Source organism: Demequina muriae (genome assembly GCF_030418295.1).
GTDB classification, from domain to species: Bacteria; Actinomycetota; Actinomycetes; order Actinomycetales; family Demequinaceae; genus Demequina; species Demequina muriae.
This window is the reverse complement of the sequence record NZ_JAUHQA010000001.1, coordinates 1498174-1517609: the sequence shown is the minus strand read 5'-3', so window position 1 is coordinate 1517609 and position 19436 is coordinate 1498174. Positions and strand designations below refer to the sequence as shown.

Sequence of the window (19436 nt, the reverse complement as noted above, 5' to 3'; positions counted from 1 at the left end):
CACTCAGTCGTCATCGTCGTCGTTGTTGCCGCCGCCGTTGCCGCCGCCGTTATTGCCGCCACCGCCGTTGCCGCCGCCGACGGGGTTGCCGTCCTCGTCATAGCCAGGGCAGGGCTTGTCGGTGTCCTCGTTGAAGGTGTCGTCACCCGTGCACTGGCGCTCCCAGCCGTTGGGCGGGTTCGACTCGAACTCCGCCGGCGGCCAACTCGAACCCCAGTAGTCGTCGGGCGCAGTGTTGCGGTCCCAGCCGTCCGGCCAGTTGTACCACCAGTCGGGGTAGGTGTCGGTGGCGACGTAGACGGTCATGGTGCCGCCCGGCGTCATCGTGCTTCCGGCACTCGGAGACTGCGCGGCCACGGTACCGGCCTCGTACTCATTGGAGAACACCAGCTGCTCGGACACGCGGAACAGGAACCCTGCGTCGTTGGCCATGAACCGGGCGGAGCCCTCGCTGCGGCCACGCACGTCGGGCACTCGCACCGGGACGCCATTGAGCATGTCGGACGAGACCTCGGGGAAGCCAAGAACCTCCCGGCCATCGAGGGCGCGCTCCATGAACGCCTCCCACGTGGGTGCGGCGAGGGTCGAGCCGTAGAAGTACGGCTCCCACCGTCCGCCGATGGTCATGTTCTGCTGCGGGACGTCTCGGTCGGGGTGGCCGAGCCAGAACACTGAGACCAGCTGCGGCGTGTAGCCCGCGAACCAGGTGTGCGCATTCTCCTGGGACGTACCGGTCTTGCCGGCGGACGGACGGCCGTCGAGCTGGGTGAACCGGCCCGAACCGTCCGTCATGACCTCTTGCAACGCGTAGGTGACGCCGTTGGCGACATCCGCGTCGATGGCCTGACGACAGTCCTCCTGCGGCACCGGAACCTCCGTGCCGTCCGGCTGCGTGATCGACAGGATCGCGATGGGCTCGCAGTGGATGCCCTCATTCGCGAACGTCTGCATGACCTCGGCCATGGTCAGCGGCGAGGCGTTCTGCGGGCCCAGCACTGACGACGGCACCGGTTCGTACGGCTGGCCGTCGGCGCGCTCGTACCCGAGCCGTTCCGCCATGGTGCCGATGTCGCACAGGTCGAGCTGGCTCGACATCGCCACGTACGCGGTGTTGACGGAGTTCGCGGTGGCCTGCAGCACGGACATCTGTCCGGCGCCGGTGCCGCCCACGTTGCCCGGCTCCCAGGTGCCCGAGTAGAGCGGCCCATCGCCCAGGCACGATGCGGTCCAGTCGTCGCCCTCCCACTCGCGCTTGGTGCCGGAGACGAACTGACGCAAGGAGTGGCCGGTGTTGAGCCACTCAGCCAGGATCACGGGCTTGAAGGTCGAGCCGGGGGAGAATCCCCTCGAGCCGCCCATCTTGCGATCCACGGAGTAGTTGATGGACGTGGAGTTCTCCGCCTCGGCGGCGGGGTCAAACTCCCGGTTCTGAGCCATCGCCAGCACCTCACCGTTCTCGGGGTCGAGAGCGACCATCGCCATGGCGAATCCAGAGGGGTCGTCCGCCGGTAGCGTGTTGCGCAGCTCCTGGTTCGCGATGCGCTGCCTCTTGACGTCAAGGGTGGTGACGATGTTCAGTCCACCGGTCAGCAGCAGGTCGTAACCCGACTGGCCCTCGGCGTTGAACACCTCGTCGAAGCGGATGATCTTGGTGACGTAGTCGCAGAAGAACGGGGCGTCTTCCGCCGCTGCACACGAGAACTTGGGCTGCGACACGTTGAGCGTGTCCGCGACGGGGATCGCCTCCCACTCATCGAACTCCGCCTCGGTGATCATGCCCTGCTCGAACATCTCGCCCAGCACGTTGTCGCGACGGATCTCAGCGTTCTCGAAGTTGTCGACCTCGCCGTCCTCGCCGACAAACGTGCGGGTCGGGTCCCACTTGGTGGGGTTCTGGGTGATGCCGGCGATCGTCGCTGCCTCGAGCGCCGTGAGCTCGGCGGCGGGCTTCGAGAAGTAGTACTGGGCCGCGGCCTCGACGCCGTAGATGTTGCTGCCGAACTGCGCGATGTTGAGGTACTGCTGGAGCACCTCTTCCTTGCCGCAGTCCACGGCAGGGTCTTCGCCGGTGCAGTCGGTCCCCAGCTGGTTGTTGAGGTTCTCCTCGAACGCGAGCGCGAGGCGCCATTCGCGGATCTTGCGCGCCATGGACACCTCGGTCGCCTCGGCGAGGGCTTGTTCCTGCGCCTCCTCGTCGTCCTCGTTCAGTGCCGCTTGATACAGGGTGTTCTTGACGAGCTGCTGCGTCAGCGTCGAGGCGCCGGGGTTCTCAGGGGTGGTGAGGTTCCGGTAGGCGGCGGCGACGATGCCCTCACCGTCCACGCCGTTGTGCGCCCAGAAGCGCTTGTCCTCGATCGCCACCACGGCCTTCTGCATCCACGGCGAGATCTCTTCGAGCGGCACCACGACGCGATTCTGCGAGTAGAAGGTGGCCAGCAGAGTCTTGCCGTCGCGCGCATAGATGTTGGACTGCTGAGGCAGGCGCGGGTTGGCGAGGTCGTCCGGCAGGTCCTCGAAGAGCTCCGCCGAGCCATTGGCCGCGGAGCCGGCGACCGTGGCTACCGGGAGCGCGATGCCGGCGATGAGGAAGCCGCCGATCACGGAGAAGGCGATGAACATGAGGAGCGCAGCCAGCAGCTGCACCAGTGTCACCTGGCCATCACGGCGCGCTCGACTCGAAGAAAGGATTCCCATACACCAACCTTACGTCCCGCGTGCGAGGCGCACACGTCCCATGGTCAACGCTCCACATGCCCCAAGCGTTGCGGGCGAGGCGCGTTAGTCTCATCACATGACTGCATGGGAATACGCGACAGTACCGCTCATCGACCACGTGACCAAGCAGATCCTCGACCAGTGGGGTGAGGACGGCTGGGAGCTCGTGCAGGTCGTCACCGGACCTACTGGCGGGCTCGTCGCCTACCTCAAGCGCCCCAAGCCATGACCGCATCGGCGCGCATGAGGGAGCTGGGACTCACCCTCCCCGCGGTGGCGACACCGGTCGGCACCTACACGCCCGCGCGCCGCATCGGCGATCTCGTCTACACCTCCGGCCAGCTGCCCCTGGTCGATGGCGAGCTGGTCGCGACGGGCCTGGTGGGACAGCGCGCAGGCGACGTGGGACCGGAACGGGCCGTCGAGTGTGCGCGCGCAGCGGTGCTGAATGCGCTTGCCGCCGTCGCATCGGCGACGGACGGCATCGACTCCGTGCTGGGAATCGTGAAGATGACCGGATTCGTGGCCTCGGCGCCAGGCTTCACCGGTCAGCCCGCCGTCCTCAACGGCGCGAGTGCGATCCTCGCTGACGTGTTCGGGGAGCAGGGCCGCCATGCGCGGTCCGCAGTCGGCGTCGCGGCGCTGCCGCTCGGCGCGCCCGTCGAGATCGAACTGATCGCAGAGCTGCGCGCGCTGTAGAGCGACAAGGCCTGCAGCGATCGGGCGCTGTAGCGATAGAACTCAGCGCAGGCGGACTCAGCGGGAGCGGGCCCGGAGACGCTCGGGCTCAAACACCTCAACAGAGCCGATGTGCACGTCGATCCATCCGCGCGACGCGAAGTCGGCCAGCGCCTTGTTGACGGTCTCCCGCGACGCCCCCACCAGCTGCGCGAGCTCCTCCTGCGTGAGCCCGTGGCGGACGGTGACGTGGCCGCGCTCCATGCGACCGAACCGGTGGCCCAGGTCGAGGATCGCCTTGGCGACACGGCCGGGCACGTCGGAGAACACCAGGTCCGCCATCGTGTTGGAGATGCGGCGGATGCGCTGCGCCAGGGCGCGCATCAGGTGGCGGGACATCTCGAGGTGATCGTCGAGCCACACGTCGAGGACATCCTTGGGCAGCTCATAGACCACGGACTCCTCGACGGCGTGCGCACGGGACAGTCGCGGGCCCGGATCGAACACGGACAGCTCGCCGAGCATGTCGCCCACGCCGAGGAGCCCCAGCAGGTTCTCGCGACCGTCACGCGCGGTGCGCGCCATCTTGACCTTGCCCTTGACGATCACGTAGAGCGCATGGCCGTCGTCGCCCTCGTTGAAGATCACGTCGCCCTTGGCGAGCTCGAGCCGCTTCATCATCGTGATGAGCGAGCGAGCGGACGCTCCATCCATGCCGCCGAACAGCGGCGAGCTGCGCAGCAGCTGCTCTTCGCGCGGGGACTCACCCATGGGAGCCCCCACGGGTGCGCGCGTCGACGCCGCGGGCGTCGCCCAATGCTCTCACCATCTGCGCCGTCACCGTCTCCAAGTTCTCGCTGACACGTTCCTCGTACGACTTTAGCCGGGCATCGAGCGAAGCCAGTGCCTCGACGCTCCTGGGTGTCGCAGACGCGGCGTCAGGCCAGATGGCATTCGACAGCTCCGGAGGGGTCGGCGCATCGGCCGCGAGAGCCTCCCACGCCTCGTCGAGGCCGAGCGTCTCGAGCTCGTGAACGTCTGCCAGGCGAGCGACGGACAGGTCCATGCGCGCGCGCACGAGCCTGCGCCACCAGCGCACGCGAGCCAGCTCGCGCCGCATCTCACGGCGCCGGTGCCTGAGCTGGGCGACCTGCGGGTCAGCGTCGACGTAGGGCACGCGCACCTCCCAGGACTCCGTGGGCCGGCGCACAGACGCTCCGACACGTTACCTATCGGCGCGCGCGATGGGCGTCTTGAGGGTCGCCTAGGGTGACTCCATGGCCTCTCGCACTCCCGTCACCGTGGCCAGCGCCGGCATGGCCGCGCCTCCGGTGGCCCTGACGCGTCGCGCCCGCGCCATCAACAGGGCGCTCGCCGAGGTGTACCCGGATGCGCACTGCGAGCTCGACTACCGCTCGCCGTTCGAACTGCTCGTCGCCACGGTGCTGAGCGCGCAGTGCACCGACGTCCGCGTGAACCAGGTCACCCCCGCGCTCTTCGCACGCTACGGCGACCCGGCCGCCCTCGCATCGGCCGACCGCACGGAGCTGGAGGCGTTGATCCGGCCCACCGGCTTCTACCGTGCGAAGGCGGAGTCGCTGCTGGGCCTCAGCCGAGACATCGTCGAGCGCTACGACGGCGAGGTGCCGGGACGGCTCAAGGACCTCACGACACTGCGGGGCGTGGGGCGGAAGACCGCGAACGTGGTGCTGGGCAACGCCTTCGGGGTCCCGGGCATCACTGTCGACACGCACATGGGCAGGCTCGCACGCAGACTTGGCCTGACGGTCAACGAGGACCCGGTGGCGGTGGAACGGGACCTGATGACGCTCCTGGAGCGCAGCGAGTGGACGCTGTGGTCGCACCGGGTCATCTTCCACGGGCGACGACGCTGCAAGGCGCGCAAGCCTGAATGCGGCGCCTGCGAGATCGCGGCGCTGTGCCCCACGGCACCGGGAACGCCGGTGCGCCACGCAGTTCCGACCGACTAGCGGGCGGTCTCCTTGCTCTCCACGTCGGGCGCGGGCGGCTTGGGCTGAGGCGGGTCGAAGCGGTAGCCCACGTTGCGGACGGTGCCGATGAGGTGCTCGTGCTCGGGGCCGAGCTTGGCCCGCAGGCGACGCACGTGGACGTCGACCGTGCGCGTGCCGCCGTAGTAGTCGAAGCCCCAGACCTCCTGCAGCAGCTGGTCCCGCGTGTACACCCGGCCGGGGTGCTGCATCAGGTACTTCAGGAGCTCGAACTCCTTGTACGTGAGGTCGAGGGGAACGCCCTTGAGCCTGGCGGTGTATCCGCCCACGTCCACGTTCAGGTCGCCAGAGGTGAACTCGGCGGCCTTGTCGAGGGGATCCTCACGGCTCGCACGGCTGACGAGCAGCCGGATCCGCGCCTCGACCTCGGGCGGCGATGCGTCGGTGAGCACCACGTCGTCGGCGCCCCAGTCGGCATTCACGATGGACATGCCGCCCTCGCGCAGCACCAGCAGGAGCGGGACGGAGATGCCGGTCACCTGGACCAGCCTGCAGTTGTTGCGGGCCTCAGCGAGATCGTGACGCCCGTCGACCACGATGACGTCGGCATCCATCGCGTCGAGCATGGCGGACGGCTCCGGGGGGAGAACACGGATGCGGTGCGACAGCAGGCCGAGGGCGGGCAGGACGCCAGCAGACCCGTCCTCAGACGGGGTGAGCACGAGCAGGTCTGCCATCGCCACCTCCGAAGGCCTTTACTGTAGCGGCGCGAACAGTGAGACACTAACGCCCATGAATCCGACGACCAGGGCGACGATCACTGCCGTCGCAGCGTCGGTGATCGCAGCGACCGGGTACCTCGGGACGAGGTACCTGGCCATGGGGGCCCTGGCAGTGATGATCGCGGCCGCGATCGGCTGGCCCGTGCTGACCCGCGTCTCACGCCCGTGGGTGAGCACCGGCATCATCGCGGTGGGCGGAACGGTGGCCCTCGTCGCGGTGCTGCTCGGGCGCAACGAGCCCTATCTCCGCTACATGGTGGTCGCGGTGGCGGCCATTGTGATCGCCTCGCTGCTGGCCGAGGTGGCGTACCCCTCGTCCCCCGGACGCGCCGTCACCTCCGTCGCCGCCACCGCATCGGGCGGCGCCGTGGCTGCATCAGGCGCGGCCTGGGTCGCGTCGAACCGCACGCCTGGTGCGGAGGAGCTGGTGGTGCTCGGCGCAGCGACGCTCGCCGTGGCCGCGATCGCCTCCGTCCTCACCCACCACGCGACGGTCAACACCGTGTCCGCGCTGGTGCTCGGCACCGGTGCCGGGTTCGGCATGGGCTACGTCTTCGAGTCGATCCCCTGGTACGGCGGGATCCTCGTCGGCATCGCCTCCGGCGCCTCCGTGGTGCTGCTGGCCGAGCTGTACCGACGCGAACCACGGCCCCGCAACCCGTGGGCAGGAATAGCGTCGGGGGTCACACCTGTTCTGGTGGCCGGGGTGCTCGTCTACCTCGGCGGGCGCCTGCTCGTCGGCTGACCCCAGGAAGAAGGCCACACACGTGCTCGAGCGGATCCTCATCATCGCCGCGCTGCTCGCGATCGCGAGCGCCGGCTACTGGTGGTGGCAGCGCAGACAGGGTCGAGTGCGCGAGGTCCACCGGGACGGGGCGCTGTCGTCGGAGATGCTCGGCGCGAAGCGCGGCTACCGCGCGACCTTCGTGCAGTTCTCGACGCCCATGTGCGCCAAGTGCCCCGGCACTGCGCGACTGCTGACGGACGTCGCCGAGGGGCACCGCCAGGTGGTGCACCTCGAGATCGACGCCTCCGAGCGGCTGGACCTCGCGCGCGAACTGTCGATCATGCGCACGCCCACGACCCTGGTGCTCGACGGCGACGGCATGGTGGTGGCGCGCATGGACGGCCCGCCCACCCGAGAGCAGGCCGAGGCGGCCCTCGCGACGGTGCCGCCGTCGCGCCCCGACTATTCGATCTAGCTCCGCTCTACACTCCCCTCAGGAGGACTCATGTCACAGGACATTCGGATCGACCCGCGGGGCTACCGGTTCGGCGCCGCGGTCACGCTCGCCGTGGCCCTCGTCGCGCTCATCCTCGGCGCGGGCGTCGCCGGCACCGTCGTGATCGGCGTGCTCGCCCTCATGTTCCTTCCCGGGGCGACCGTGGGCCCACAGGCCACCGTGCAGGCGTGGCTCTTCAAGCGCCTGCTCCGCCCGCGCATCGGCCCCCCGACCGAGACCGAGTCGTTCCGCCCTCCCCGCTTCGCGCAGCAGATGGGCCTCGCCATGGCGGCGGCGGCGTTCGTGTTCGGACTGCTCGACATCGCGGCGGGCTTCTACCTGTTCACCGGGCTGGTCACGGTGGCCTCGTTCCTCAACGCGGTGTTCGGCTTCTGCCTGGGGTGCGAGATCTATCTGCTGCTGAAGCGCACGACCACGCGAGCTGCGTGAGATCCGACCCCGGTTGACCGCACGCGCGGGGCCCGTGGGTAGACTCGACACACTATGACTGGTCTCGAAATCGTCTTCACTGCACTCGCGGTGCTGGGCTTCGGCGCGACCGCGTGGATCACCGCGATCATCGCCTGGCGTCTGCTGCGGAGCCCGCGCCGGTGACGTTCGTCATCCCGGACGACCTCGCCCCCGAGGCCTACCCGCTGGCGTGGCTCGTGGGCCGCTGGTCGGGTCACGGCGAGGTGGACTACCCCGGCATCCCCCGTGCAGAGATCGTGCAGGACGTGGTCTTCGATCACGACGGCGGGCCGTACCTCACGTACTCCTCGACCGTGCGGCTGCGCGGCACCGACGAGCAGCCCGGTCAGGTGTGGTCCGTGGAATCCGGGTTCTGGCGCGTCGCCCCCCAGGCGCCTGAAGGCGTCCCTCTCGAGGATTTCCAGCACCCGCTCGAAGTGGTGCTCTCCGACGCCTCCGGACTGCTCACGTGCTACATGGGCGCCGTGGGCAACGGCCGCATCGACCTGGCCTCCCGGTTCGCTGCCGCGACCGAGTCCGGCCCCGAGGTGCGCGGCGCGACCCGCATGTACGGCAACGTCGCGGGCGAGCTGATGTGGGCGTGGGACCTCGCCGCCTTCGGCCAGGAACTCCAGTCGTACATGTCCGCACGCCTGACCCGCGTCGAGGACGCGGCTGCGGTGGACGAGCCCGACGCGCCTGACGCGCCCGGCTCCTGAGCGTCTGCGGAATCACTGATGGACGCCACACGTTCCCCCGGCATGACTGTCTCACCTCTGCTCTCCCGCCACGGCGCCGTGGACGATTCCGGACCTGACGCGGGGGTTGCGTGGCACTACGGCGATCCCGTCGCCGAGCAGCGGGCGCTGGCCGCTGGCCGCGCCGTCGCCGATCAGTCGCACATGGGTGTGGTCACCGTGACCGGGCCCGACCGGCTGACGTGGCTCGACTCGCTCTCGTCGCAGGCTCTCGGGACCCTTGAGCCCGGCGTCTCGACCGAGATGATGATCCTGTCGCCTCAGGGCCGCATCGAGCACGTGGCGGGACTCGTGGACGACGGCGAGACCGCATGGCTTCTCACGGAGACCGCGCCCGCTCTTGCCACCTACCTCGACCGCATGCGCTTCATGCTGCGCGTCGAGGTCGCCGATGCGACGGCTGGGTGGGCAGCCCTCGGCGAGGCAGTCCGTGCCCCGGCTGCGGCCGGCGAGCCGGTGACCTGGGTCGACCCGTGGCCCCACGTCTCTCCTGGCGGCACCACCTACGCCGCAGATCCGTCGGCCCCCCACCCGGGCGCCGACCGCGCGTGGCGGCTGGTGCTGGTTCCCCGCGACACGCTCGAGTCCGAGATCGACGCCCGCCTCGACGCGGGCTGGAGCCTCGTGGGCACGTGGGCGACCGAGGCGGCGAGGATCGCCGCGCATCGGCCGCGCGCCGTTCGCGAAGTGGACGAGACCACCCTGCCGCACGAGCTCGACTGGCTGCGCACCGCAGTCCACCTCCACAAGGGCTGCTATCGCGGCCAGGAGACGGTGGCGAAGGTCCACAATGTGGGCCGGCCGCCGCGTCGCCTCACGATGCTGCACCTCGATGGCTCCGGTCACGCTCTGCCCGAGCCCGGCGCCCCGGTCATGAACGGCGAGGCCACCGTCGGCCGGGTGACGTCCGTCGCGCGCCACCACGAGGACGGACCCATCGCCCTCGCGATGCTCAAGCGCTCCGTGGACCCCTCGCTCGAGCTCATGGTCCCCTCGGACGGCGGCCCGCTCTCCGCGAGCCAGGAGCTCATCGTCAACGCTGATGGGTTCTCCTCCGATCGTCCCGAGCGGCCCGGCCCCACCATGCGTGGCCTGATGATGGGCAAGGGGTGCGCCGCCGACGGCGGCGACATGTCCTCCTGACCCCTCCGGTCCGCCCGCTGGCGGGCGCGCCACCCTGCCGCTCGTGCGCGTCCGGGGTAGCGTGAACGACGTGGAGATCTCGGTCACTGAACTGCGTTCGGGCCTGCGTGCCGCCATCGACGCCGCCAAGGAAGGCGAGTCCGTCGTGATCACGGAGCGGGGCGTCCCCGTCGCGCGCCTCACCGGCGTGGAGTCCGCTGATCTGCTGTCCCGCCTCGAAGCCGACGGCCTCATCGCTCTGCCGGCGGCCTCCCGCGCCGTGCCCCGCCTGCCGCAGGCGGAGGCCGCGAAGGACGCGCTGTCGAGCCTGCTCGGCCGCATGCGGAGGTAGGGCGTGACCCTCGTCTATCTCGACACCTCTGCTCTGGTGAAGCTGTGCGTCCTGGAGACCGGCACGCCGCTGGTGGTGGGCCTGTGGAAGCACGCCGATGCCTTGGTCACCTCCCGCATCGCCGATGCCGAGGTGCGTTCGGTGCTCGCGGCCGCCGAGCGCATCGGCCGCATCGACGCCGCCCCCGCCGCGCAGGCGCGCGACCGGTGGAAGGAGCTGTGGCCCTCGCTCGCCATCGTCGAGGTGACCGCGTCGCTGGCGAAGCACGCGGGCGATCTCGCCGACCGCCGTCCGCTGCGTGCAGGCGATGCCCTTCACCTCGCGAGCGCGCTGCTGCTCGCCGAGGCCAAGCCGGTGTTCGCGGCGTGGGACCGACGGCTCGGGGCGGCGGCGCGCGCGGAGGGCCTCACCGTGCTGCCGCCTACACTGGCCTGAGCCCACGACCCGCACCAGCGCCGGAGGACCGATGTTCGACTCCCTGCAGGCCATGATCGTCCTTGCCATCTCGGTGGCCGCGCTCGTCGCAGCCATCTGGGCGCTCATCGACGCCATCAAGTACCCCGACTCCGCCTACGTGAACGCCGGCAAGAAGTCGAAGGTGCTGTGGCTGGTGATCCTGGGCGCCGCCGCGCTGGTGGCGTTCATCTCGCTGCCGTGGCCGCTCGGCGGGGGTGGCGGGATCATCGGCTTCCTGGGGATCGCGGCCGTGATCGCAGTGGTCTACTACTTCGTCGACGTTCGCCCCAAGGTGTCCGGGTTCAGCTCCGGCTCGGGCGGGTCGCGCGGCTCAGCCGGCGGCTGGTGACGGGAACCGGCCGATGCGGGCGGTTCTTCAGCGCGCCTCGCGCGCCTCGGTGACGGTCGAGGGCGAGGTCACGGCGGCGTTCGACCGTCAGGGCATCGTCGCCCTCGTCGGCGCGACGCACGACGACGGACCCGAGCAGGTCGCGACGATCGCGCGCAAGATCGCGGAGCTGCGCATCCTCGATGACGAGCGCTCCGCCTCCGACGTCGACGCGCCCATCATCGTGGTCTCCCAGTTCACTCTCTACGCCGACGTGCGCAAGGGGCGGCGGCCGTCCTGGAATGGCGCCGCTCCGGGGCCGGTCGCGGAGCCGCTGGTCGACGCGGTGGTCGAGGCGCTTCGCGAGCGCGGCCTCACGGTCGGCACGGGGGTGTTCGGCGCGATGATGGATGTCGAGCTCGTCAACGACGGGCCCATCACAATCATCCTCGAGGCCTGAGCGCAGCGTCCGCACCCACCAGCCGAGTGGACGTCAGTGCGGAAGCTGCGTGCGCATCGTCCCCACGGGCATCGGGCCGATGCGTCAGTGCGGAAGCCGAGCGACCCCGGCGGCCATCACTGCGCGTCGCGCACCAGCAGCTCGCCGACCTCACAGTCGAGCACCTCGCAGATCGCCGCGAGCGTCGAGTAGCGGATGGCCCGCGCGCGGTCGTTCTTCAGCACGGAGAGGTTGACGACGGACACGCCCACGCGTGCACTGAGCTCGGTCAGGGTCATGGCACGGGCCTCGAGCAACTCGTCGAGGCGGCAGTGGATGCCCGTGCCCTCGCTCTCCGAGTCCGCCGGGCTCATACGAGGCCCTCGGTCTCCCGCTGCAGCCGCTCGCCGATCTGCAGGGCTGCGCCGATCGCGGCGATCACCAGAATGGCGAGACCCGGCGCAAGGTCGACTTCAAAGGTCACGGACTCGTAGGTGTAGTCGCTGATCGCCGACAGCGCGCCGTTGGTCGTCATGTTGGTGAGGATCCCGGAGCCGAACCAGCCCACGGTGAGCACGATCGCCCCGGCGAACGCGAGTCTCGATGCGCCGGACGTGAATGCCCGTCCGCGCGCGAGCCTCAGGAAGAACATCGCCGCGATCACGAGGCCCGCGCTGGTCGCCACGGCGAACCAGATGGGCTGAGCCCACAGCGCGAACAGTGTCGCGGGTGCGGGGTCGGCCACCACCACGGTCGCGGTCTCGATCGTCGCGTCCACCGCGGCGCCGTCCGGACCGAGCGGCAGCGCGGCCGTCTCGTCGCTGAGGGGGACCGTCACCGGGATGTCCTGCCCGGACCACACCTCGCTGAGCCTGACGACTGCGCTCGCGACCGCCAGGCCGATGCCGATCGCCACCATCACGATCGATCCGTACATGCCGATGCGGTCTGACCTGTCGAGCTGAGTGCGTTCATCCATGATTGTCTCCATCACGATTCTCGTTGTTATCGACAAACGATACGCAACGATAGTCGATATGGCAAGTGGGCCCTCCGACCCCTCCCGCGCATCGGCCGTCTGTCACGGCCAGGTCACAGCCATCACGCCGGTGGCGAACATGGGCATGAGCACGCTCATCGCCTCGTTAGCCTGGACGCAACGCCACAGGAGACTGAGGCGAACCCGGCCCTGCCGGACAAGACGAGGAGGATGACATGTTCGAACGGTTCACCGATCGAGCCCGACGCGTGGTGGTGCTCGCCCAAGAAGAGGCGCGCATGCTCAACCACAACTACATCGGGACGGAGCACATCCTGCTGGGCCTTGTCCGCGAGGGCGAGGGCGTCGCCGCCAAGGCCCTCGAGGCCATGGACATCTCCCTGAACGGCGTCCGCGAGCAGGTCCAGGAGATCATCGGCGAGGGCTCGCACGCCCCGTCCGGCCACATCCCCTTCACGCCGCGCGCCAAGAAGGTGCTCGAGCTGTCGCTCCGCGAGGCGCTGCAGCTGGGCCACAACTACATCGGCACCGAGCACATCCTGCTGGGCCTCATCCGCGAGGGTGAAGGCGTGGCGGCTCAGGTGCTCGGCAAGCTCGGCGCCGACCTCGGCGGCGTTCGCCAGCAGGTCATCCAGCTGTTGAGCGGCTACGAGGGCAAGGAGCCGGCCACTGCCGGTTCCGGTGGACCTCAGGAGGGCACCCCCTCCGGCTCCACGGTCCTCGACCAGTTCGGCCGTAACTACACGCAGGCCGCGCGCGAGGGCAAGCTCGACCCCGTCGTGGGTCGCGAGCTCATCCAGGAGCGCGTGATGCAGGTCCTGTCGCGCCGCACCAAGAACAACCCCGTCCTCATCGGCGAGCCCGGCGTCGGCAAGACCGCCGTCGTCGAGGGCCTGGCCCAGGCGATCGTGCGCGGCGACGTGCCCGAGACCCTCAAGGACAAGCACCTCTACACGCTGGACCTCGGTTCGCTCGTGGCCGGTTCGCGCTACCGCGGTGACTTCGAGGAGCGCCTCAAGAAGGTGCTCAAGGAGATCCGCACCCGCGGCGACATCATCCTGTTCATCGACGAGATCCACACCCTGGTGGGTGCGGGTGCCGCCGAGGGCGCGATCGACGCGGCTTCGATCCTGAAGCCCATGCTCGCCCGTGGTGAGCTGCAGACCATCGGCGCGACCACTCTCGACGAGTACCGCAAGCACGTCGAGAAGGACCCCGCGCTCGAGCGCCGCTTCCAGCCCATCCAGGTGCCGGAGCCGGAGCTCAGCCACGCCATCGAGATCCTCAAGGGGCTCCGCGACCGCTACGAGGCGTTCCACCGTGTCACCATCACCGACGAGGCCATCGTTGCCGCGGCGACGATGGCGGACCGGTACATCTCGGACCGGTTCCTGCCCGACAAGGCGATCGACCTCATCGACGAGGCGGGAGCGCGCCTGCGCATCCGCCGCATGACGAGCCCGCCCGAGCTGCGCGAGCTGGACGACAAGATTGCGAACGTGCGTCGCGACAAGGAGTCGGCCATCGACGAGCAGGACTTCGAGAAGGCTGCGAACCTGCGTGATGTCGAACGCCGCATGTCCGAGGAGCGAGCCGAGAAGGAAGAGGCCTGGAAGTCGGGCGACCTCGACGTCGCCGCAGTGGTGGACGAGGACCTGATCGCCGAGGTGCTCGCGATGTCGACCGGCGTCCCGGTCACCCGCGTGTCCTCCGACGAGTCCTCGCGACTGCTTCACATGGAGTCGGAGCTGCACAAGCGCATCATCGGCCAGGAGCAGGCCATCAAGGTCCTGTCCCAGTCGATCCGCCGCACCCGCGCAGGCCTCAAGGACCCCAAGCGTCCCGGTGGCTCGTTCATCTTCGCCGGCCCCACGGGCGTCGGAAAGACCGAGCTCGCCAAGGCGCTGTCCGAGTTCCTGTTCGGTGACGAGGACGCCCTGATCTCGCTCGACATGTCTGAGTACGGCGAGAAGCACACCGTTGCTCGCCTGTTCGGTGCCCCTCCCGGCTACGTCGGCTTCGAAGAGGGCGGCCAGCTCACCGAGAAGGTGCGCCGCAAGCCGTTCTCCGTGGTGCTGTTCGACGAGGTCGAGAAGGCTCACCCCGACATCTTCAACTCGCTTCTTCAGATCCTTGAGGACGGCAAGCTGACGGATGCCCAGGGTCGTGAGATCAACTTCAAGAACACCATCATCATCATGACCACGAACCTCGGTGCCGACACGATCTCGCGTCGTCAGGCCACGGGCTTCTCGGTTCAGGCGGAGTCCGGCCACACCTACGACGAGATGGTCAAGCTGGTCAACGGCAAGCTCAAGGAGCACTTCAAGCCTGAGTTCCTGAACCGCGTCGACAACGTGGTGGTCTTCCCGCAGCTCACGCAGGACGAGATCGTGCAGATCGTGGACCTCATGGTCGCCCGTCTCGACGAGCGCATGAAGGACAAGGACATGGGCATCGAGCTCACGACCGCAGCCAAGCGCCTGCTGGCCGAGAAGGGGTACGACCCCGTACTGGGTGCGCGACCGTTGCGCCGCGCCCTCCAGCGCGAGATCGAGGACCCGTTGAGCGAGAAGATCCTGTTCGGCGAAGTCACCTCCGGCCAGATCATCCGCGTCGACGCCCAGGGCGAGGGCATCCTCGGCGAGTTCACGTTCGAGGGCATCGACCGCGACGACATCGTCGGCGAGCCCATCACGTCCGACCCCGAGGTCAAGGTCGGCGGCGGCTCGGACGAGGGCGCTGACGTGCCCAAGTCCGACGGCGACGACGTGACCAAGCACGCTCCGGGCGAGTAGCCCGCACGCCTCACGTCACGAAGGCCCGGTTCCCCTGGTGGGAGCCGGGCCTTCGTGCGTTCCGCCCGCACGTCACGTCCCGCCAAGTGCGCCCTGTGAGTGCATGGGTGCCCATCTCGCCCCGATCTGCGCACTCATGCACTCACAGGGCGCAGGACCGCACATGGCCGATGCGCGCATCGGGCCTAGGCTGGAAGCCATGAGCCACGACCCGTATCTCGCCGACCCCACCCGCTACGACTCCATGCAGTACCGCCGCTCCGGCAAGTCCGGCCTGCGCCTGCCCGGCGTGAGCCTGGGGCTGTGGCACAACTTTGGGGGCGCCAACAACGCGGACACGATGCGCGAGACGATGCGCACCGCGTTCGACCTGGGCGTCACGCACTACGACCTCGCGAACAACTACGGTCCGCCGCCCGGAAGCGCCGAGGAGAACTTCGGGCGCATCTTCGCGCAGGACCTCAAGCCGTATCGCGACGAGATCATCGTGTCGACCAAGGCCGGGTACGACATGTGGCCGGGGCCGTACGGCGACTTCGGCTCGCGCAAGTACCTGCTCGCCTCGCTCGACCAGTCGCTTGCCCGCATGGGCCTCGACTACGTCGACGTGTTCTACCACCACCGTCCGGACCCCGACACTCCGATCGAGGAGTCGATGATGGCCCTGGACTCTGCGGTGCGCTCGGGCAAGGCGCTGTATGCCGGCATCTCGAACTACGGGCCGGACGCCACGCGCGCCGCGATCGACATCCTGCGCGACCTCGGCACGCCTCTGCTGATCCACCAGTTCTCGTACTCGATGTACGAGCGCGGACCGGAGGAGGAGCTCATCGGTGCGCTCGAGTCAGAAGGCGTGGGCTCGATCGTGTTCTCGCCGCTCGCGCAGGGACTACTGACCGACCGGTACCTCAAGGGCGTTCCCGAGGGATCGCGCGTCACCCACTCGCAGTTCCTGAACGAGAACCAGCTGTCGCAGACCTATCTTGACCGCACGCGAGCGCTGAACGACATCGCGGCCGGGCGCGGCCAGTCGCTGGCGCAGCTCGCGATCCAGTGGGTGCTGCGGGGCGATCACATCACGTCGGCGCTGGTCGGCGCCTCGAGTGCCGAGCAGCTGCGCAACACCGTCGCGTCCCTGGACTTCCCTGCCCTCACCGACGACGAGATCGCGGCGATCGAGCCACACGCCGTGCACGGCACGCACCGCGGGGCGTAATCCTCGCGATCACGTCCTGACCTGCCTCCAAGACGGCAGCCCTAGCGACTTCGAGTACCTGACTTGCCTCCTTTGCGGGGTGGGCACGTGCAGGTGGAGGTGGGGCAGCAGGGCGGCCGATGCGAGGGCCGGCTACAGCGCGTACGTCCCGCGCTCGTCTGACACGAGTCGGGCAAGGCCATCGGCGACCAACGACTCGAGGCACCGGTCCAGTTGGCCCGGCTCCACGTCCTCGAGCGAGGCATGTCCGGTCACGGTGACGGGGCCAGACGCGTCGCGCAGCAACGCCAGCACACGACCGCGCACCTGTCGGTCGGTGCCGTGCCACGCCTGGGAACGGCGCGGTGCCTCATCCAGCCCCGGCGACCCGGCTGCCACCCACGCGCACGACGGAGCGAGCACGCAGGCGTCACAGCGGGGCGCACGTGCCGTGCAGACGAGCGCTCCCAGTTCCATGGCGCCTGCATTCCACAGCGCCGATGCGCTCTTCTCCTCCGGCACCAGGCCTGCGGCGTGGTCGCGCTCGCCCTTGGTGAGGTGCGCGGCCGGCAGCGGTCGTGCGTGCCAGGCCCGCCCGATCACGCGCCGCACGTTGGTGTCCAGGACGACGTCGTGCTCGCCGAACGCGAACGCCCTGATGGCTGCCGCCGTGTACTCACCGATGCCGGGCAGCGCCCGCAGCTCCACAGTCTCGCGGGGCACCTCACCGCCGTGCCGCTCCACGAGGGCGACCGCACACTCTCGCAGCCGCATCGCACGGCGCGGGTACCCGAGGCGGCCCCATGCGCGGATCACCTCCGATTGAGGCTCGGCGGCGAGGTCCGCAGGGGCGGGCCATCGCTTCATCCACTCCCGCCACACCGGAGCCACGCGCACCACGGGTGTCTGCTGCAGCATCACCTCCGACACGAGCACTCCCCAGGGCGAACGGTCGGGGGACCGCCACGGCAGCTCACGAGCCTCGCGCTCGAACCACGTGACCACAGCATCGACCATCGCGGTGTCGGACAGATGCGGCATGGCTCCATTGTTCCAGCGCCCTGCGGGGCTACCGTCGTTCAGAGGAAGGAGCCTCACATGGACGGAATGCGCAGACCCGTCGGTGACCAGCCACCTGCCGTCTACTGGCGTCGAAGGCTCGTCGTCGCGGTCGCAGCGATCGCGCTCGTGCTCTTGCTGTGGTTCTTGATCTCGGCAACATTGGCGGGCGGAGACGGCGAGGAGCCCGGGCCCGGGTCCACCACCTCCACCACGCCTGAGGCACAGGCCGTCGATCCGGACGATCCGAGCCGCGAATGCACCTCGGATGATCTCACTCTCACGCTGGCCGCGTCGCCGCCCGAGGTCACCGTGGGATCCATGCCCGCGTTCGACGTGAGCGTCGAGCACACCGGCGCGACCGCATGCATGCTGTCGACCTCGACCGAGGGCACCGACGTCAGCATCCGCTCGGGCGAGCAGATCTACTACTCGACGACGTGGTGCACCGAGGACCCCGCGTTCCCCAGCTCGGAGTGGATCCTCCAGCCCGGCGACAAGGAAGCGCTGCAGGCCACGTGGACCGGACAGCGGGTCGACGACAGCTGCGAGGTCATCCAGGATCAGGCAGATGCCGGCTACTACTGGGCGTCCGTCGCGATCGGCGGCGTGCCCGCCCCCGAGGTCCAGTTCCAGCTCATCGAGAGCTGACGAACGCCGTCAGCCTGACGTGACGCGCGGCAGTGCCACGCCGACCGCGTCTCGGAGGCTCGCGACCGCGTGCACCGCCACCCCGCTGGGGGCCTCGACCTGGGATGCGCTCGCCGGCACGATCACCTCGGTGAATCCGAGCCGTGCGGCCTCCGCGACACGCTGGCCGATCCCGTGAACCGGCCTCACCGCGCCCGACAGCGCCACCTCGCCGATGGCGACCAGGCCCTCGCGGACAGGAACGTCCCCCCGCGCCGAGGCCAGCGCGAGAGCCAACGCCACGTCTGCGGCCGGCTCCGTCACGCGCGCACCGCCGATGGTCGACACATACACGTCATCGGCCGCCACCGCGACGCCCACCCGCCGCTGCAGTACCGCAAGGATCATCGCGACGCGGGACGAATCGATCCCGGACGTGGCGCGCCGCGGATTGCTCAAGGCGCTGGGGGCCACCAGCGCCTGGATCTCGGCTGGCAGCGGCCGCTTGCCGTCGATGGTGATGGTGGCGCAGGTGCCCGCGACGTGCGCACCCTCGCGTGACAGGAACAGCCCCGAGGGATCGGAAACGCCTTCGATCCCGGTGTCGACGAGCTGGAAGCAGCCGACCTCGTCGACCGAGCCGTAGCGATTCTTGATGGCGCGCAACAGTCGCAGCTGCGAGTGCTGCTCCCCCTCGAACTGACACACCACATCGACGAGGTGCTCGACGAGTCGCGGGCCGGCCACGGTTCCCTCGCGGGTGACGTGCCCCACCAGCACCATGGGGAACCCCCGCAGCTTCGCGGCCTGGATCAGGGAGGACGCCACCTCGCGCACCTGGCCCACTCCGCCCGGCGTGCCGTCGATGGCCGACGATGCGATGGTCTGAATGGAGTCCACCATCAGCAGCTGCGGCTGCACCTGGTCGATATGCGCCAGGACCGCGCCCAGGTCCGTCTCTGCCGCAAGGAGCATGCCGGTGTCCAGCGCGCCGATGCGCTCGGCACGCAGGCGCACCTGCCCGGCCGACTCCTCGCCCGTCACGTACAGGACCCGCGCGCCCGATCGCGCGGCGCGCGCGGCGACATCGAGAAGCAGGGTGGATTTGCCCACCCCGGGCTCACCCGCGAGCAGCACGACCGCCCCGGGCACCAGGCCGCCGCCGAGCACGCGGTCGAACTCGCTGACTCCGGTCGCGCGACGCTCGGACGCCGTCGCCTCCACCTCGCCGATGGGACGGGCGGGCGTGCTCGTCGCGGTGGCCCGGGTGGACGAACCCACCGGTGCGGCGCTCGCCTCGATCACCGTTCCCCACTCCTGGCACTCGCCGCACTGGCCCACCCACTTGGCCGCCGTCCACCCGCATTCGGTGCAGCGGTAGCCGGGACGTGCGGTACGAGTGCTGGTGGCCATGCGGACACGCTATCCCGCGGGTCGGACACGCGGCGCACAGCCGTTTC

At 69.4% G+C, this 19436-nt stretch carries 23 protein-coding genes; 15 read left to right on the top strand and 8 right to left on the bottom strand.

The window, feature by feature from the left end; all coding sequences use genetic code 11:
* Positions 1–3 precede the first annotated feature (3 nt).
* On the bottom strand, positions 4–2694 hold the full coding sequence (locus QQX02_RS07105; RefSeq protein ID WP_301142140.1) for a transglycosylase domain-containing protein: 2691 nt from the start codon (positions 2692–2694) through the stop codon (positions 4–6).
* Positions 2695–2791: 97 nt separating this feature from the next.
* On the opposite strand from QQX02_RS07105, the gene sp36 reads away from it, so the two are divergent.
* Positions 2792–2944 carry a Sp36 family protein gene (gene sp36 / locus QQX02_RS07100; RefSeq protein ID WP_084631071.1) on the top strand — a complete coding sequence of 51 codons (153 nt, stop codon included), beginning with the start codon at positions 2792–2794 and terminating at the stop codon, positions 2942–2944.
* Complete coding sequence (locus tag QQX02_RS07095) at positions 2941–3414, top strand: RidA family protein (RefSeq protein ID WP_301142139.1); 474 nt, start codon at positions 2941–2943, stop codon at positions 3412–3414. Before sp36 ends, QQX02_RS07095 begins: the two co-directional genes overlap by 4 nt.
* Before the next feature lie 57 nt (positions 3415–3471).
* Here the strand turns inward: QQX02_RS07095 and QQX02_RS07090 are convergent, their stop codons facing one another.
* Together QQX02_RS07090 and QQX02_RS07085 are read right to left on the bottom strand one after the other, a co-directional pair.
* Positions 3472–4164 (bottom strand): Crp/Fnr family transcriptional regulator, encoded by a 693-nt coding sequence (locus QQX02_RS07090; RefSeq protein ID WP_062136611.1) that lies wholly within the window; start codon positions 4162–4164, stop codon positions 3472–3474.
* A complete protein-coding gene (locus QQX02_RS07085; RefSeq protein ID WP_301142138.1) occupies positions 4157–4570 on the bottom strand; it encodes a hypothetical protein in 414 nt (137 codons plus the stop codon). Before QQX02_RS07085 ends, QQX02_RS07090 begins: the two co-directional genes overlap by 8 nt.
* A gap of 100 nt (positions 4571–4670) precedes the next feature.
* On the opposite strand from QQX02_RS07085, the gene nth reads away from it, so the two are divergent.
* Positions 4671–5384 (top strand): endonuclease III, encoded by a 714-nt coding sequence (nth, locus tag QQX02_RS07080; protein ID WP_301142137.1) that lies wholly within the window; start codon positions 4671–4673, stop codon positions 5382–5384.
* On the opposite strand, the gene QQX02_RS07075 is transcribed toward nth, so the two are convergent.
* Positions 5381–6100: a winged helix family transcriptional regulator gene (locus QQX02_RS07075; protein ID WP_301142136.1), complete on the bottom strand. Its 720-nt coding sequence runs from the start codon at positions 6098–6100 to the stop codon at positions 5381–5383. The genes nth and QQX02_RS07075 overlap by 4 nt on opposite strands.
* 55 nt (positions 6101–6155) lie before the next feature.
* Between QQX02_RS07075 and QQX02_RS07070 the strand changes: the two genes are divergently transcribed.
* From QQX02_RS07070 to dtd, 9 genes are all read left to right on the top strand, one after another.
* Positions 6156–6890 carry a hypothetical protein gene (locus QQX02_RS07070; RefSeq protein ID WP_301142135.1) on the top strand — a complete coding sequence of 245 codons (735 nt, stop codon included), beginning with the start codon at positions 6156–6158 and terminating at the stop codon, positions 6888–6890.
* 22 nt (positions 6891–6912) lie between these two features.
* Positions 6913–7347 carry a TlpA family protein disulfide reductase gene (locus QQX02_RS07065; RefSeq protein WP_301142134.1) on the top strand — a complete coding sequence of 145 codons (435 nt, stop codon included), beginning with the start codon at positions 6913–6915 and terminating at the stop codon, positions 7345–7347.
* Between the two features lie 30 nt (positions 7348–7377).
* On the top strand, positions 7378–7818 hold the full coding sequence (locus tag QQX02_RS07060) for a DUF4395 domain-containing protein (RefSeq protein ID WP_301142133.1): 441 nt from the start codon (positions 7378–7380) through the stop codon (positions 7816–7818).
* Positions 7819–7979: 161 nt separating this feature from the next.
* On the top strand, positions 7980–8558 hold the full coding sequence (locus QQX02_RS07055) for a heme-binding beta-barrel domain-containing protein (RefSeq protein WP_301142132.1): 579 nt from the start codon (positions 7980–7982) through the stop codon (positions 8556–8558).
* Between the two features lie 42 nt (positions 8559–8600).
* A complete protein-coding gene (ygfZ, locus tag QQX02_RS07050; protein ID WP_301142130.1) occupies positions 8601–9740 on the top strand; it encodes a CAF17-like 4Fe-4S cluster assembly/insertion protein YgfZ in 1140 nt (379 codons plus the stop codon).
* A gap of 70 nt (positions 9741–9810) precedes the next feature.
* Positions 9811–10071: a type II toxin-antitoxin system Phd/YefM family antitoxin gene (locus QQX02_RS07045; protein WP_301142129.1), complete on the top strand. Its 261-nt coding sequence runs from the start codon at positions 9811–9813 to the stop codon at positions 10069–10071.
* 3 nt (positions 10072–10074) lie between these two features.
* The gene (locus tag QQX02_RS07040; protein WP_301142128.1) at positions 10075–10506 is read left to right on the top strand and encodes a type II toxin-antitoxin system VapC family toxin; all 432 of its coding nucleotides are present in this window, start codon (positions 10075–10077) and stop codon (positions 10504–10506) included.
* Positions 10507–10537: 31 nt separating this feature from the next.
* A complete protein-coding gene (locus QQX02_RS07035) occupies positions 10538–10876 on the top strand; it encodes a DUF2516 family protein (protein ID WP_301142127.1) in 339 nt (112 codons plus the stop codon).
* Between the two features lie 13 nt (positions 10877–10889).
* On the top strand, positions 10890–11315 hold the full coding sequence (gene dtd / locus QQX02_RS07030) for a D-aminoacyl-tRNA deacylase (protein ID WP_301142125.1): 426 nt from the start codon (positions 10890–10892) through the stop codon (positions 11313–11315).
* Positions 11316–11431: 116 nt separating this feature from the next.
* Here the strand turns inward: dtd and QQX02_RS07025 are convergent, their stop codons facing one another.
* Together QQX02_RS07025 and QQX02_RS07020 are read right to left on the bottom strand one after the other, a co-directional pair.
* Entirely contained in the window at positions 11432–11668 is a 237-nt protein-coding gene (locus tag QQX02_RS07025; RefSeq protein ID WP_301142124.1) for a helix-turn-helix domain-containing protein, read from the bottom strand.
* The gene (locus QQX02_RS07020) at positions 11665–12273 is read right to left on the bottom strand and encodes a hypothetical protein (protein WP_301142123.1); all 609 of its coding nucleotides are present in this window, start codon (positions 12271–12273) and stop codon (positions 11665–11667) included. The genes QQX02_RS07025 and QQX02_RS07020 overlap by 4 nt, the downstream gene beginning before the upstream one ends.
* A gap of 236 nt (positions 12274–12509) precedes the next feature.
* Between QQX02_RS07020 and QQX02_RS07015 the strand changes: the two genes are divergently transcribed.
* The gene (locus QQX02_RS07015; RefSeq protein ID WP_301142121.1) at positions 12510–15092 is read left to right on the top strand and encodes an ATP-dependent Clp protease ATP-binding subunit; all 2583 of its coding nucleotides are present in this window, start codon (positions 12510–12512) and stop codon (positions 15090–15092) included.
* A 199-nt stretch (positions 15093–15291) separates the two neighbouring features.
* Positions 15292–16308, top strand: coding sequence for an aldo/keto reductase (locus QQX02_RS07010; RefSeq protein WP_301142120.1), 1017 nt, complete (start codon positions 15292–15294; stop codon positions 16306–16308).
* 132 nt (positions 16309–16440) lie between these two features.
* Here QQX02_RS07010 and QQX02_RS07005 read toward each other — a convergent pair whose 3' ends face one another.
* On the bottom strand, positions 16441–17328 hold the full coding sequence (locus tag QQX02_RS07005; RefSeq protein WP_301142119.1) for an HhH-GPD family protein: 888 nt from the start codon (positions 17326–17328) through the stop codon (positions 16441–16443).
* Between the two features lie 57 nt (positions 17329–17385).
* Between QQX02_RS07005 and QQX02_RS07000 the strand changes: the two genes are divergently transcribed.
* A complete protein-coding gene (locus QQX02_RS07000; protein ID WP_301142118.1) occupies positions 17386–17997 on the top strand; it encodes a hypothetical protein in 612 nt (203 codons plus the stop codon).
* 9 nt (positions 17998–18006) lie between these two features.
* Here QQX02_RS07000 and radA read toward each other — a convergent pair whose 3' ends face one another.
* A complete protein-coding gene (gene radA, locus QQX02_RS06995) occupies positions 18007–19389 on the bottom strand; it encodes a DNA repair protein RadA (RefSeq protein WP_301142117.1) in 1383 nt (460 codons plus the stop codon).
* Positions 19390–19436 lie beyond the last annotated feature (47 nt).